Here is a 15,130-nt window from a genome sequence, read left to right on the forward strand (position 1 = left end):
ACCCCACCGCGACAGCGCCGCGATGGGGACGGTCATTCAGCGTTCCGCGCCGGAGCGCCGGAAAAACAAGGCTCAGCTACAGCCGCTCGTCGCCCCGCACGTGTTGCACTTCATGCAGGTGCCGTTGCGCACCAGCGTGTAGTTGCCGCATTCGCCGCACGGATCGCCCTCGTAGCCCTGCATCCGGGCCTTGGTGCGGGCGTCAATCTCGACCGTGCCGGTGCTCAGCGCGGTCACGCTTTCGCTGGCAATTGCTGTCGCCGCGCCGTCCTGGGCCACCGCCTGCACACCGCCTTGCAGCACAACCAGTTCCTGGGGCAACCGCTTGCGCAGGTAGCCAGTGGAACTGATCTGTTTCAGCACCTCCAGCGATTTGGAGGCCGCGCTGTCAGAAACCGGCGCCACGTTGGGTTTGCCCTCCTGATCGCCGCCGCCCAGTTCATCGAAGGCCGCGCCCTGGGGTTTGACATGGGCCAGATCGGTGCGATCCAGATAGCTGACCGCCAGTTCCCGGAAGATGTAATCCAGGATCGAGGTGGCGTTCTTGATGCTGTCATTGCCCTGCACCATCCCCGCCGGTTCGAACCGGGTAAAGGTGAACGCCTCGACGAATTCCTCCAGCGGCACGCCGTATTGCAGGCCGACCGACACCGCGATGGCAAAGTTGTTCATCATCGCGCGGAAACCGGCGCCTTCCTTGTGCATGTCGATGAAGATTTCGCCCAAGGTGCCGTCGCGGTATTCGCCGGTGCGCAGATAAACCTTGTGCCCGCCGACGATGGCCTTTTGCGTATAGCCCTTGCGCCGCTCGGGCAGCTTTTCGCGGTGGCTGCGGACGATCTCCTTGACCACGACCTTCTCGATGATCTTTTCGGCGATGACCTGGGCCTTTTCCGGCACGCTGCCGCTGGCCAGGATTTCCTCGGCCTCTTCGTCGTCCTCCACCAGGCTGGCGGCCAGCGGCTGCGACAGCTTGGACCCGTCGCGATACAGCGCGTTGGCCTTCACCCCCAGCGACCAGGACAGTTCATAGGCGTTCAGGCAGTCCTCGATGGTCGCGTCGTTGGGCATGTTGATGGTTTTGGAAATCGCCCCCGAGATAAAGCTCTGTGCCGCGGCCATCATCTTGATGTGGCTGTCCACGGACAGGAACCGCTTGCCCTTCTTGCCGCAGGGATTGGCGCAGTCGAAGACATGGTAATGGGCCGGGTCCAGATGCGGCGCAGCTTCCAGGGTCATGGTCCCGCAGACATGGTCGTTGGCGGCCTCGATCTCGGCCCGGCTGAAGCCCAGGTGCCGCAGCATGTCGAAGGACGGATCGTTCAGTTTCGACGCCGGGATGCCCAGGGTCTTGGTGCAGAACTCCTCGCCCAAGGTCCATTGGTTGAACACGAACCGGATGTCGAAGGCCGAAGGCAGCGCGGCCTCGATTTTCTCCAGCTCTGCCGGACCAAAGCCGTGCCCGATCAGCGAGGTCGGGTTGATGCCCGGGCAGTTGCCGATGGTGCCGTGGCCCACCGCATAGGCGATGATTTCCTCGATCTGCGCCGGGCCGTAGCCCAGGGTTTCCAGCGCCGCCGGAACCGACCGGTTGATGATCTTGAAGTAGCCGCCACCGGCCAGCTTCTTGAACTTGACCAGCGCGAAATCGGGTTCGATCCCGGTGGTGTCGCAATCCATGACCAGGCCGATCGTGCCGGTGGGCGCGATCACCGAGACCTGCGCGTTGCGGAAGCCGTGCTGTTCACCCAGGGCCAGCGCCTCGTCCCAGGCGCCCTTTGCCAGTTCGACCAGCCGCCCGTCGGGGCAATTGGCGTGATCCAGCGGCACCGGCTTGACCGCCAGACCCTCGTAGCCTTCGGCCTCGCCATGCGCCGCGCGGCGATGGTTGCGGATGACGCGCAGCATGTGGTCGGCATTGCGGGCATGGCCCGGGAAGGCGCCCAGTTCACCTGCAATCTCGGCCGAGGTGGCATAGGCGACACCTGTCAGGATCGCGCTCAGCGCGCCGCCGATCGCCCGGCCCTCGTCGCTGTCATAGCCCAGCCCCATATTCATCAGCAGGCCGCCGATATTGGCATAGCCTAGGCCCAGGGTGCGGAAATCGTAGGACAGTTGCGCGATTTCGCGGGACGGGAATTGCGCCATCAGCACGCTGATTTCCAGCGTCAGGGTCCACAGCCGCGTGGCGTGGATGTAATCCTCGGCCTGGAATTCGCCGTCCTGATAGAAAGTCAGCAGGTTCATCGACGCCAGGTTGCAGGCCGTGTCGTCCAGGAACATGTATTCCGAGCACGGGTTGGACGCACGGATTTCGCCATCCGTCGGGCAGGTGTGCCAGGCGTTGATCGTGTCGTGGAACTGGATGCCCGGATCGGCACAGGACCACGCGGCGTGGCCGACCTGATCCCACAGTTCGCGCGCCTTCACGGTCTTGGCGACCGTGCCATCGGTGCGGCGCACCAGTTCCCAATCGGCATCGTCCTTGACCGCCTGCAGGAACGCGTCCGTCACCCGGACCGAGTTGTTGGAGTTCTGCCCCGCCACCGTCGAATAGGCCTCGGAGTCCCAATCGGTGTCGTAGGTCGGAAACTCGATGCTGTCATAGCCCTGGCGCGCGTAATCCAGCACGCGCTTGACATAGGCCTCGGGGATCATGGCCTTTTTGCTGGCGCGGATCGCATCTTTCAGGCTCGCGTTGGCCTTGGGGTCATAGGCGTCCTCGGCCTGGCCGTCCCAGGCACGGATCGCGGCGAAGATCGCGTTGAGGTGCTGTTCATGCAGCTTGGAGCCGGCCACCAGGCTGGCGACCTTCTGTTCCTCGATGACCTTCCAGTTGACGAATTCCTCGATATCGGGGTGATCCATGTCGCAGATCACCATCTTGGCCGCGCGCCGGGTCGTCCCCCCCGACTTGATCGCGCCCGCAGCGCGGTCACCGATCCGCAGGAAGCCCATCAAGCCGCTGGACTTGCCGCCACCCGACAGCGCCTCGCCCTCGGCGCGCAGCGACGAGAAGTTGGTGCCGGTGCCCGAGCCGTATTTGAACAGCCGCGCCTCGCGCACCCACAGGTCCATGATGCCGCCTTCGTTCACCAGATCGTCCTGGATCGACTGGATGAAACAGGCATGCGGCTGGGGATGCTCGTAGGCGGATTGCGACTTGGTCAGCTTGCCGGTCTTGTAGTCGACATAGAAATGGCCCTGCCCCGGCCCGTCGATCCCGTAGGCCCAGTGCAGGCCGGTGTTGAACCATTGCGGGCTGTTCGGCGCGGCACGCTGGGTCGCCAGCATGTAGCGCATTTCGTCGTAATAGGCGCGGGCGTCGGCCTCGGTCGTGAAATAGCCGCCCTTCCAGCCCCAATAGGCCCAGGCGCCGGCCAGCCGGTCAAAGACCTGGGTGGCCTTGGTTTCACCGCCGAAACGTTCGCCCTCGGGCAGTTCTGCCAGGGCCGCCTCATCGGGCACAGAGCGCCACAGGAATTCGGGCACGCCCTTTTCGCGGACCTTCTTCAGGCGCGCGGGCACACCGGCCTTGCGGAAATACTTCTGTGCAATCACGTCGCTGGCGACCTGGCTCCAGCCGGCGGGCACCTCCACCGCGGCGAGACGGAACACCACCGTCCCGTCGGGATTACGGATTTCCGACGTCGTGGTGATGAACTCGATGGCGCCGTAAGCGCCCGTTTCCTCGGTGGTGAACTTGCGTTCGATCTTCATTTTGCCTGCCTCATCCGCATCCGGTGTTCCTGCAAAGGGGCGCACACAACGCGCGATACCCCCGCTCCCTGTCCGTCGGACAAACGCCTCCCGCTCTGGCCTCGGTTTCTGAGGTCAGCTGCCCGGCACGGCTGCCGGGGTCCCCGTCGCGGTGATCGTATGCCCTACGCTGCCACTACATCTAGTGTTGTCGCGCCCGGCCCGCACAAGGTGGCGTATTTTCGGCCAGAGCGTCAACGCAAAATTCACCCGCGCGGACCAGATTTTTTGGTTGACTGGACCTGCCCCCACCAGATGTTGATTCACGCGCCCGGAAACCGCCCTCGCGCACCCGGTCGAAAGCGAAGGCCGCACAGCCGGTTAGACCTGCGAGCTGAAACCAAAGTTGAAGAAGCAGAAAGAGGGCGCCGGGGAATCGAACGGGTTGCCGCCAGGTCACAGGCAATCACTGGTCGGGGCGGCGGGATTCGAACCCACGACCTACGGCACCCAAAGCCGTCGCGCTACCAGGCTGCGCTACGCCCCGTCGCCGCCTGCATAGCGCCCACACGCGGAATAGGAAAGGCCCAAGACAAGCGCTTACGGACAGGGCCAGGCGGCCCCTTGCCCCAGGGCGGGATGGCGCAACACCGTTCCCGGGCCGATCCCCAGGCGCGCGGCCAGACCACCGTTGATCTCAAGGACGGCCTTCACGCCAGGGCCGCCGTCGATGGGGGTTTCATCCAGCGGGCGGGCGTTTTCATGCAGCCGGACCACACGGCCCTGCGCATCAAGAAACAGCATGTCCAACGGGATCAGCGTATTCTTCATCCAGAACGCGACACGTTGGGGCGTGGGATAGATGAACAGCATTCCCGCGGCGCGGGGCAGCGAGTCGCGGTGCATCAGGCCGCGGGAGCGTTCCTCGGGCGCATCGGCCAGTTCGACCGTGAAACGGGCCTGCCCCCAGTCCCCACGCAGGTCGACCCGGTCATCTGCGCAGACGACATCGGCGCCCGCCGCCCCGGCTGACAGGACCAGCGCGACGCTCAGCGCCGCGAAGGATCCGAAGATGCGTTTTCCCATGGTTCCACCGCAATTGCCATGCGTCCCCGGTCACCCTCGATCGCGCGCAGCGCGACGGCCTCACCAGGTTGCAGGTCCGCCAGTCCCGATCTTCTCAGGACTTCGATATGAATGAAGATGTCGGCAGGGTTGCCGAACGCATTGGCAAAACCGAACCCCTTGCCCTTGTCGAACCATTTGACCCGCGCCGGTTCCAGCGGCGTTTCGGCCAGGGTTGCCGCATCGACCTGAAAGCTGTCCCCCGCCTCGGGCAGGCCCGGCGCGGCGTCCTCGGGCGGCTCGATCTCCAGCACCTGGACGGCCTGCAGGCCCCGCGCGGTGCGCTGCACGACAAGCCGGATCGCGGACCCATCCGCGACAGACCCCTGGCCAAAATTCCGTAACACGTTGGCATGCAACAGGATATCCGGCCCGCCCTCATCGGCGATGACGAAACCGAACCCCTTGCCGGGGTCGAACCATTTGACCCGGCCCTGTACCGGGACAGCCTCTTCCTGGCGATCTTCGGTCATTGGTCCCCGACACGCATCTTCGCCCACACGCTCCCATTGGTCCTCGGACTGTGACAGCGCGCTGCATGTCACCGTTACTGACCCATTCTCACACCCATGCGGCCAAAGGCAAGCCCCAAGCGCCTTGCCGCGACGCAGCGTCCACAACGACGCCCGAAAGCTTACGCTACGTCAAGGATAAAGGCGGGCAATCTGCCACGGCGCGCCGATTTCGTCGCGGCGCCAACGGAATCGGTCATGCAGCCGAAAGGCCCCGTCGGCCCAGAACTCGATCTCCAGCGGGCGCAGGCGCACACCGCCCCAAAAGGGCGGGCGCGGTGGGGCAACGCCCTTTTGCGCGGTCACCTTGGCGACCTCGGCCATCAACTGGGTTCGGCTGGCCAGCGGCCGCGATTGCTGCGAAGCCCAGGCGCCCAGCCGACTTTGCAATGCGCGCGAGGCATAATAGGCATCGGCCTTTTCGTCCTCCACCCGCTCGGTCAACCCGCGCACCCGCACCTGCCGGCGCAGCGATTTCCAATGCATGACGAAGGCGGCCTTGCCGGCACTCTCGATTTCCTGGCCCTTTGCGCTGTCGAAATTGGTGTAGATGACAAAGGCGTCGGCCTCGATCTCCTTCAGCAGAACCATGCGCACATTGGGCAGGCCCTGGGGATCCACGCTGGCCAGGGCGATCGCGTTGGGATCGTTCACCTCTGTCTTTTCGGCCTCGGCCAGCCAGGCCCGCGCCAGTGCGAACGGGTCATCGCCCGCGAAAATCCCGTTGCGGTCGGCCATGCCTGCGCTCTCCTGCCCTGTCCTGTCGCACTTGATGGGGTGGGGCAATTGCCCTACACCGGCTGCAATTTTCTGAATAGGTGGTCGAGGACACCCGGATGTCAATGAAACTGATGGAAGGCAAGCGCGGGCTTATCATGGGCCTTGCCAATGACAAGTCGATTGCCTGGGGCATCGCGCAGAAATGCGCGGAACAGGGCGCGGAACTGGCCTTCTCCTACCAGGGCGATGCGCTGAAGAAACGTGTCGCGCCCCTGGCCGAACGGTTGGGTAGCAACATCGTGATCGAATGCGACGTGGCCGAGGAGAACTCGCTCGACCGTCTGTTCGAGGAACTGGGCCAGCACTGGGACAAGCTGGATTTCATCGTCCACGCCATCGGCTTTTCCGACAAGGAACAGCTGCGCGGTCGCTATGTCGATACGACCCGCGACAATTTCGCGATGACGATGGACATCTCGGTCTATTCCTTCACCGCTGTCGTGCAGCGCGCGGCCAGGATGATGGGTCCGGGCGGGGCGGCACTGACGCTGACCTATTACGGCGCCGAACGGGTGATGCCCCACTACAACGTCATGGGCGTGGCCAAGGCCGCGCTGGAGGCAAGCGTGCGCTACATGGCCGAGGATCTGGGCAAGGACGGCATCCGGGTCAACGCGATTTCCGCAGGCCCGATCAAGACGCTGGCGGCCTCTGGCATCGGCGACTTCCGCTATATCCTGAAATGGAACGAGCTGAACTCGCCCCTGCGGCGTAACGTGACCCAGGAAGAGGTCGGCAAGGCGGCCGTCTATCTGCTGTCCGATCTGGGCAGCGGCGTGACCGGCGAGACGCACCATGTCGACGCGGGCTATCACCTTGTCGGCATGAAGGCCGTGGACGCCCCGGACATCGACGCGGTCACCGGCCGGAAATAGGCAGGTGGACCCCGCCCACCTGATCGCGTTCAACCTGACGCTGCTGGCGGCGATGGCCGCGCCCGGCCCGGCGCTGCTGTATGCTCTGCGTATGTCCGTGGCGCACGGGTTTACGGCGGGCGCTGCGACCGGGGCCGGATTGGGCCTGGTCGCAGCGGCCTGGACCGGGGCGGCCCTGCTGGGGCTGGAGGCGGTGTTCACGCTGTTTCCCTGGGCCTTTGCCGCGCTGAAGGTCGGCGGTGCGATTTACCTGCTGTATATCGCGGTCGGGCTGTGGCGCGACGCGCGCCGCCCCCTTGGCGACAGCCCGCATCCCGAGCGGCGCGCCTTTTGGGGCGGGGCCGCCGTGAACGCGGCCAACCCCAAGGCGGTTCTGTTCGCGGCCTCGGTGCTGATCGTGATCTTTCCGCCCGACCTGACGCTCGCCCAGAAGGGGCTGATCGTGGGCAACCACCTTGTCGTCGAACTGATCGTCTACGCGCTGTTTGCCGCTGCGCTGTCCACGTCTGCCGCACGCAACGGCTACCTGGCGGCCAAACCGCATCTGGATCGCCTTGCCGCGGCGGTGCTGGGGGCGCTTGGCCTGAAACTGATCCTGTCGCGCTGAGGCCCACATGACCCTGGCCGCCTTTCTGTCCGTCTGCCTGATCCACCTGCTGGCCGCGATGAGTCCGGGCCCCTCTTTCGTGGTCAGCGCGCGCACCGCCGCGACCGAGGGCTTCCGCACCGCCGCCGCGCTGGCCGTCGGGTTCGGTCTGGGCGCGGCGCTGTGGGCAACGGCGGCGATGGCGGGGCTGGCGCTGCTGTTCGAACTGGTGCCCGCGCTGTTCGTCGCGATGAAGCTGGGCGGCGCGGCCTTTCTGCTGTTCATCGCGGTGATGATGTGGCGCCACGCCCGCACCCCCCTGCCCGAGGCGGGCGACCTGAACCCGCGCGGCCCGCTTGCCGCGATCCGGCTGGGGTTTCTGACCTTTGCCAGCAATCCGAAAACGGCGATCTTTTTCGGCGCGGTCTTCGTCGGGCTGGTCCCGGCCGAGGCGCCGCTGGCCGTGCGCGCCGCGCTGATCGCGGTGATCTTTTGCAACGAAACGCTATGGTATCTTGCGGTGGCCCGGCTTTTTTCGCTACCGCGTGCGCGCAACGCCTATGGCCGGTTCAAGGCCCTGCTCGACCGGGCCTTCGGAACACTGATCGCCGCCTTCGGCCTCAAGATCGCATTCAGCTAGGGAACAAGAAAGAAGATGACAAACCGCCTGCCCCACGAAAAAGGCTTTCACGTCAGCTGGGACCAGTTGCACCGCGACGCCCGCGCGCTGGCCTGGCGGCTGGACGGGCATGGGCCCGACGATGGCGCCTGGCGCGCGGTGGTGGCGATCACCCGCGGCGGCATGGCCCCGGCGATGATCGTGGCCCGCGAACTGGACATCCGCATGGTCGATACGATCAGCGTGAAATCCTACAACCACCAGACCCAGAGCGAACCGCGCGTCATCAAATCCCCCGACATGGACCTGATCGGCGACGGCAGCGGGGTACTGGTCGTGGACGACCTGGTGGATACCGGCCGCACGCTGGAGGTGGTCCGCGCCCACATGCCCAAGGCCCATGTTGCCACGGTCTATGCCAAGCCCAAGGGCAAGCCGATGGTCGATACCTATATCACCGAGGTCAGCCAGGACACCTGGATCTTCTTCCCCTGGGACATGGCATTGCAATACGTCGAACCCTATCGCGGCACCGACTGAGGCATCCGAAATGGCGCTCCCCCTCAATCCCCGCATGGCCGCCACCTTTCCGCCCCCGGTGATGGAGGCGCGGCGCTGGCTGGAGGGGGTGGAGTTTCCCGCCGATCGCCCGCTGATCAATGTCAGCCAGGCCGCCCCGATGCAGCCCCCGCCAGAGGGCCTGCGCCAGGCCATCGCCGAGGCCGCATTGACCGACACCGCCGCGCATCTTTACGGCCCCGTTCTGGGCCTGCCAGAGTTGCGGGCCGAGATCGCGACGCAATGGTCGGCGGCCTATGACGGCCAGATCGCCGAGGATCAGGTCGCCATCACCCAAGGCTGCAACCAGGCATTCTGCGCGGCAATGGCCACCCTGGCCGGCGACGGGGACGAGATTATCGTGCCCACGCCATGGTATTTCAACCACGCGATGTGGTTGCAGATGCAGGGCATCCGCACCGTTCCGCTGACCACCGGCGCGGACCTGCTGCCCGAGGCGCAGCGCGCCGGCCAACTGATTACCGAACGCACCCGCGCCATCGTCCTGGTCACGCCCAACAACCCGGCCGGCGTGGAATACCCCGCCCGCATCGTCGCCGATTTCATGGAACTCTGCCGCCGCCATGGCATCGCGTTGATCGTCGATGAAACCTACCGCGATTTCGACTCGCGCAGCGGCGCCCCCCATGACCTGTTCGCCGATCCCGACTGGGACGACACGCTGATCCACCTTTATTCCTTTTCCAAGGCCTACCGGCTGACCGGCCATCGTGTGGGCGCGATCGTCGCCGGGCGTGACCGGCTGGCCGAGGTGGAGAAGTTCCTGGACACCGTTGCCATCTGCCCCAACCAATTGGGCCAGCGCGCCGCCCTTTGGGGGATGCGCAACCTGGGCCAATGGCTGGCCGGCGAACGGGACGAGATCCTGGCCCGCCGCGCGGCGGTGCAAACCGGCCTGACCGCCCTGCCCGGCTGGGATCTGCTGGGCGTCGGGGCCTATTTCGCCTATCTGCGCCACCCCTACGCCATCGCGTCGGACGCGTTGGCCCGGCGGCTGGTGGCAGAGGCCGGGGTGCTGCTGCTGCCCGGCACCATGTTCCGCCCCGAGGCCGACACCCAGGCCCGTGGCGAACTGCGCATCGCCTTTGCCAATGCCGACCGCGCCGGGCTGGCCGCGCTGTTCGGGCGGCTGGCCGCCTTTGCCCCCTGACGCTTGCGACCGGCCCGGCAAAGACCTACACAAGGCCGGACCACGCATCGCCACGCAAGAGGGGCCCCATGTCCAAGTCCATCGCCAAGCAGACCTCCAAGACGCTGGTCTGGATCCTGCTGCTGTTGCTGATCGTCGGGCTTGGGGGCTTTGGCGTGGCGAATTTCGGCGGCAGCGTCCGCACCATCGGCAGCGTTGGCGAAACCGAGATTTCTGCCGACGCCTATGCCCGCGCGCTGCAACGGGAACTGAACGCGCAACAGGCCGCCAGCGGCGCGCCAATGAGCATGGCCCAGGCCCAACAGATCGGGCTGACCGACGCGGTACGCGGCGAACTGATCACCGAGGCTGCCCTTGACAACGAGCTGGCCCGGCTGGGCGTGTCCGTCGGCGACGCGCGCGTCGCGCGCGAGGTGATGGCCGTGCCCGCCTTTCAGGGGGCGAGCGGCGATTTCGACCGTGAGGCCTACCGCTTTACGCTGGAACAGAATGGCCTGACCGAGGCCGAGTTCGAGGCGATGATCCGCGCCGACACCGCACGTTCGCTGTTGCAGGCGGCGATTGTCTCGGGGCTGCGGGCGCCTGAAACCTACACGGACACGCTGTATGCCTTCATCGCGGAACGCCGCAGCGCCAGCCTGCTGCGCCTGACGGCGGACGACCTGGCCGACCCGGTCCCTACCCCGACCGCGGCGCAGGTGCAGGCCCAGTACGAGGCCACCCCCGACGCCTACACCGCCCCCCGCACGCGCCAGATCACCTATGCCTGGCTGACGCCGAACATGATGGCCGACCGCATCGAACCGGATGAACAAATGCTGCGCGAGCTTTACGAGGAACGCCTGGACGAATTCGTCCAGCCCGAACGGCGCCTTGTCGAACGCCTGGCCTTCCCCAGCGAGGCCGAGGCCGCAGAGGCGCTGGCCGCGATCGAGGCCGGAGAGAGCGATTTCGACACGCTGGTCGACGCGCGCGGGCTACAGCTTTCGGATGTGGACCTGGGCGATGTGACCCAGGCCGATATCGGGGGCGCGGCAGGGACCGCCGTGTTCGCCCTGGATGCCCCGGGCATCGCCGGGCCGGTGATGTCGGACCTTGGCCCGGCGCTGTTCCGCGTCAACGCCATTCTGGCCGCGCAGGAAACCCCCTTTGAAGAGGCGCGCGAAACCCTGGCGACCGAGGCCTTCGGCGACCGCGCCGCGCGCATGATCGCCGACCGCATCACCGACATGGACGACCGGCTGGCCGCCGGCGCGACGCTGGAAGAGCTGGCCGCCGAAACCGACATGGAACTGGGGCAGATCGCCTATACCTCGACCAGCGAAGAGGGCATTGCCGCCTATGCCGCCTTCCGCGAGGCCGCAGAGGCGGTGGCTGAGGGCGACTTCCCCGAGATCCTGGAACTGGAGGATGGCGGCATCTTTGCCCTGCGCCTGGATGCCGAGGTGCCCCCCACCCTGCGCCCGCTGGACGAGGTTCGCGAACAGGTCACAGCCGACTGGCAGGCCGCCGAGAGCCGCCGCCGGCTGGCCGAACTGGCCGAGGCCTTGCAGGCACAGATGGACGGCGGCACCGAACTGGATGGCCTGGGCTACCCGGTCACCCGCGAAGAGGGCCTGTCGCGCGGCGGCCTGACCCCGCCCGCCCTGGCAGAGGCGCTGTTCACCCTCGCCGCACCGGGCGAGACTGCCGTGGTTGCGCGGGACCAGGCCGCATGGCTGATCCGGCTGGACGCGGTGCTGCCGCCGGATGAAACCGACCCGACCGCGGGGCTGTTGCGCGACACGCTGGCCCGGCAGGCCGGACAGGGCATCGCGCAGGATCTCTATACCCTTTTTGCGCAAACCCTGCTGAACACGTCGCAACTGCGGCTGGATCAGGCGGCGATCAACGCCGTTCACGCGCAATTCCGCTGAGGCAGGCACGATGGCAAAGCTGAACCCCGATTTCGAAAGCTTCGAACGCGGCTACGAGGCGGGCCGCGCGCAAGTTGTTCACGCCCGCCTGGCCGCAGATCTGGACACGCCCGTTTCGCTGATGCTGAAACTGGCAGGGGCCCGGCGCGACAGCTTCATGCTGGAATCGGTCACCGGGGGCGAGGTGCGCGGCCGCTATTCCGTCGTGGGGTTCAAGCCCGACCTTGTCTGGGAATGCCGGGGCACGGCCAGCCGGGTGAACCGGCATGCCCGCTTCGATGCCGACGCGTGGGAGGATCTGCCGGGCGATCCGCTGGACAGCCTGCGCGCCGTTCTGGCCGAAAGCGAAATCGATATGCCCGAGGATCTGCCCGCGATCGCGGCCGGTCTTTACGGCTATCTGGGCTATGACATGATCCGGCTGGTCGAACACCTGCCCAACGTCAATCCCGATCCCCTGGGCCTGCCCGACGCGGTGATGCTGCGCCCCTCGGTCGTCGCGGTTCTGGACGGCGTCAAGGGCGAGGTCATCGTCGTGTCCCCGGCCCGCCCGCAACCGGGCCTGTCGGCGCGCGCCGCCTATGCCCAGGCGGCGGAACGGGTGATGGATGCGCTGCGCGATCTGGACCGCGCGGTCCCTGCCGAAACCCGCGATTTCGGCGAGGCCGTGGACACCGGCGCGCCGGTGTCGAACTTCACCAAGGACGGCTACATGGCCGCGGTGGAGCGGGCCAAGGACTACATCCGCGCGGGCGACATCTTTCAGGTGGTCCCGGCGCAGCGCTGGACACAGGATTTCCCGCTGCCGCCGTTTTCGCTGTATCGCAGCCTGCGGCGCACGAACCCCTCGCCCTTCATGTTCTACTTCAATTTCGGCGGCTTTCAGGTGATCGGCGCCAGCCCCGAGATCCTGGTGCGCCTGCGCCAGGGCGAGGTCACGATACGCCCCATCGCGGGCACCCGGCCGCGCGGCGCCACCCCCGAAGAGGACCGCGCGCTGGAGGCCGATCTGCTGGCCGACCAGAAGGAACGCGCCGAACACCTGATGCTGCTGGACCTGGGCCGCAACGACGTGGGCCGGGTCGCCAAGATCGGCACCGTCCACCCGACCGAACAATTCGTGATCGAGCGCTATTCCCACGTCATGCATATCGTGTCCAACGTGGTGGGCGAGATTTCCGAGGATCACGACGCCCTGTCGGCCCTGCTGGCCGGGTTGCCCGCGGGCACGGTCAGCGGCGCCCCCAAGGTTCGCGCGATGGAAATCATCGACGAGCTGGAACCCGAAAAGCGCGGCGTCTATGGCGGCGGCGTGGGCTATTTCGCAGCCGGCGGCGACATGGACATGTGCATCGCGCTGCGTACCGCCGTGGTGCAGGATGAAAAGCTGTATATCCAGGCCGGGGGCGGCGTCGTCTATGACAGCGACCCCGAGGCCGAATGGCAGGAAACGGTGAACAAATCCAACGCCCTTCGCGCCGCCGCGGCAGAGGCCGCCCGCTTCGTCCGGCGCGGCAACGGATAGGCGCGGATCACTCGCGCGTCAGGATCGCCGAAACCGGGACAAGCTGCACCTCGTCCGCTGCCGCCTCCAGCGCCCATTCGTAAAAGGCGCTGACCGTATCGCGGTAGCTGTGGCCGACGACGATGACATGCCCGTCCTGGCGGGCCTTGAACAGCGCCCGGTCCAGCTTGCGCCGGATCACGAAGGGGTTGTCGCGCGCGCCGTCCAGCAGGCGGAACACCGTGGCCGCGGGCACCCCCACCTGCCCCGCCATCCGCGCCGCGCCGTTCAAACCGCGATCATAGGTCAGCAGTCCGTGCCCACTGGCATCGGCCAACGAAACCATCTGCGCGCTGAGCGCACGGTCGTCCTGAAAACCGCCCGTCGCCGCATCCAGAACCGCGACACTGCCGTCCGTCGCGGCCAGCAGCGCGGTCATCGTTTCCTCCAGATCGCTGGGGGTGGCGCCCGGCGGCAGACCACGGGCCAGGGTGACGACCTCGTGGCCGGCGTCGCGGTAGCCGCGCACGATATCCCCGGCATCGGACAGGGTCGGGTCCACCGCAAAGGTCACCGGCACGCTGAGTTCGTGCAGGGCGGCGCGGGCCACGCCCTCTTCGCCCGCATCAATCAGGATCACCGACATCAGCGGCACGCCCGCACGCAGTTCCACCGCGCGGGCGTTTCGCGCCAGGGCCCCGGCCTCGGGTTCCGCTGCTGAGGCGGGGGCCGCCGCATCGGTGGGCGGCGCAGGCGGCGGGGCGTCGCCCTCGGGCGCCGGGGCCGCTGCGGGCGGGGGCGCGCTTGCAGTCGGGGCTTGCTCTGGCGCGGCGGCCTCTTCCGTCGGGGGGGGCTGCACAGACGCTGTCGGCAAACGGTCGGTGCGCACGCCGGGCACACCGCTTTCAAAGCCGGTGGGCGGCAGCCCCAGGGGCTGGGCCGGGTCCGGCACCGCATCGGCACCGGCGCCAATAGCCGCGCCCGGGTCGCTGGGCCCCCGCACACCGGGGCTGGGCAGAACCGGCTCCTCGTCGGTCATCTGCCGGGTCGGCGCTTCGGTTCCTTCGGGCGCGATCATCGCTGCGGGACCATCGACGACCGGGGACGGGGCGCTGGCCGGCGCGGTTTCATCCAGGGCCGGGGTGTCCGCGGCGGGCAGCGGTGGGGCCGGGATCGCGGCACCGGGGGCTGCGCGGGGGGCCGGGGCCTCGCCCGGCAGGTCGTTGCGTTCCAACCCCTCGGGCCTGCCGAAGGCCGACCCTTCGGGCAAAACGATGTCGACAGCGGGCGATGTCGCGGGGGCGGCAACGGGCGCATCCGCCGCAGGGTCGGCAACCGGCGGCGCCTCGGGAACAGAGGTGGTCGGCGCCGTCGGCGCGACCCCGCGCCCCGCGGCCGTGTTTTCCATTACCGGCTCTTGCAGCGGCCCATCCTGCGCCTGTTCCGGCACCGCAGCGGGCGCGCCTTGCTCGCGGCTTGGGGCCGCTTCATCAGTTTCACCAGCAGGCGTTTCGCCGGTGGCCGCTGCACCTTGCGTTACCTCATCCGCATCGGGCGTCTGCGCCCCGGACGGCAGGCCGCTGGCGGGCGCCTCGGCCGGTCGGGCCAGGCCGGTCCCGCCTCGCTGTGGCACGGGCGTCGTCAACGCCAACAGCACCAGTACCAGCACCGACACGATCACGCCCCAGATAATTCCGCTGACAAGACCTTTGCCCATGCCTCGTCCCTTTTCCTTTGCCCGCGGGGCCTGACGCCCCGAATGGCGCCCCCCTTGACCGGGGCGCT

At 67.1% G+C, this 15,130-nt stretch carries 12 protein-coding genes and 1 tRNA gene; 7 read left to right on the top strand and 6 right to left on the bottom strand.

Translation table 11 applies throughout. The features are described 5' to 3' along the window. Positions 1 to 72: 72 nt before the first annotated feature. The 5 genes from EV656_RS06685 to pdxH form a co-directional block, all read right to left on the bottom strand. Positions 73 to 3,720, bottom strand: a complete 3,648-nt coding sequence (locus tag EV656_RS06685; RefSeq protein ID WP_132601278.1) for a vitamin B12-dependent ribonucleotide reductase — start codon at positions 3,718 to 3,720, stop codon at positions 73 to 75. Positions 3,721 to 4,169: 449 nt separating this feature from the next. Continuing rightward, positions 4,170 to 4,246, bottom strand: a tRNA-Pro gene (locus EV656_RS06690). 53 nt (positions 4,247 to 4,299) lie between these two features. Next, positions 4,300 to 4,785 (bottom strand): DUF192 domain-containing protein, encoded by a 486-nt coding sequence (locus EV656_RS06695; protein ID WP_132601281.1) that lies wholly within the window; start codon positions 4,783 to 4,785, stop codon positions 4,300 to 4,302. Beyond that, complete coding sequence (locus EV656_RS06700) at positions 4,749 to 5,297, bottom strand: cold-shock protein (protein WP_132601284.1); 549 nt, start codon at positions 5,295 to 5,297, stop codon at positions 4,749 to 4,751. Before EV656_RS06700 ends, EV656_RS06695 begins: the two co-directional genes overlap by 37 nt. Positions 5,298 to 5,468: 171 nt before the next feature. Then, positions 5,469 to 6,074: a pyridoxamine 5'-phosphate oxidase gene (pdxH, locus tag EV656_RS06705; protein ID WP_132601287.1), complete on the bottom strand. Its 606-nt coding sequence runs from the start codon at positions 6,072 to 6,074 to the stop codon at positions 5,469 to 5,471. Between the two features lie 98 nt (positions 6,075 to 6,172). On the opposite strand from pdxH, the gene fabI reads away from it, so the two are divergent. The 7 genes from fabI (at position 6,173) to trpE (ending at position 13,366) form a co-directional block, all read left to right on the top strand. Continuing rightward, positions 6,173 to 6,991, top strand: coding sequence for an enoyl-ACP reductase FabI (gene fabI / locus EV656_RS06710; RefSeq protein ID WP_132601290.1), 819 nt, complete (start codon positions 6,173 to 6,175; stop codon positions 6,989 to 6,991). Between the two features lie 4 nt (positions 6,992 to 6,995). Beyond that, positions 6,996 to 7,598 carry a LysE family translocator gene (locus tag EV656_RS06715; RefSeq protein WP_243695683.1) on the top strand — a complete coding sequence of 201 codons (603 nt, stop codon included), beginning with the start codon at positions 6,996 to 6,998 and terminating at the stop codon, positions 7,596 to 7,598. Positions 7,599 to 7,605: 7 nt separating this feature from the next. Then, positions 7,606 to 8,217, top strand: a complete 612-nt coding sequence (locus tag EV656_RS06720; RefSeq protein WP_132601293.1) for a LysE family translocator — start codon at positions 7,606 to 7,608, stop codon at positions 8,215 to 8,217. Positions 8,218 to 8,232: 15 nt separating this feature from the next. Beyond that, positions 8,233 to 8,736 (top strand): xanthine phosphoribosyltransferase, encoded by a 504-nt coding sequence (gene gpt, locus EV656_RS06725; protein WP_132601296.1) that lies wholly within the window; start codon positions 8,233 to 8,235, stop codon positions 8,734 to 8,736. A gap of 10 nt (positions 8,737 to 8,746) precedes the next feature. Next, the gene (locus EV656_RS06730; RefSeq protein ID WP_132601299.1) at positions 8,747 to 9,925 is read left to right on the top strand and encodes an aminotransferase; all 1,179 of its coding nucleotides are present in this window, start codon (positions 8,747 to 8,749) and stop codon (positions 9,923 to 9,925) included. Positions 9,926 to 9,993: 68 nt separating this feature from the next. Then, positions 9,994 to 11,841 carry a peptidylprolyl isomerase gene (locus EV656_RS06735; protein ID WP_132601302.1) on the top strand — a complete coding sequence of 616 codons (1,848 nt, stop codon included), beginning with the start codon at positions 9,994 to 9,996 and terminating at the stop codon, positions 11,839 to 11,841. A 10-nt stretch (positions 11,842 to 11,851) separates the two neighbouring features. Next, a complete protein-coding gene (gene trpE / locus EV656_RS06740; protein WP_132601305.1) occupies positions 11,852 to 13,366 on the top strand; it encodes an anthranilate synthase component I in 1,515 nt (504 codons plus the stop codon). A 7-nt stretch (positions 13,367 to 13,373) separates the two neighbouring features. On the opposite strand, the gene EV656_RS06745 is transcribed toward trpE, so the two are convergent. Next, complete coding sequence (locus EV656_RS06745) at positions 13,374 to 15,062, bottom strand: divergent polysaccharide deacetylase family protein (RefSeq protein ID WP_132601308.1); 1,689 nt, start codon at positions 15,060 to 15,062, stop codon at positions 13,374 to 13,376. Positions 15,063 to 15,130: the final 68 nt, after the last annotated feature.

It is taken from the genome of Rhodovulum adriaticum (assembly GCF_004345735.1).
In the GTDB taxonomy this organism is placed as follows: domain Bacteria; phylum Pseudomonadota; class Alphaproteobacteria; order Rhodobacterales; family Rhodobacteraceae; genus Rhodovulum; species Rhodovulum adriaticum.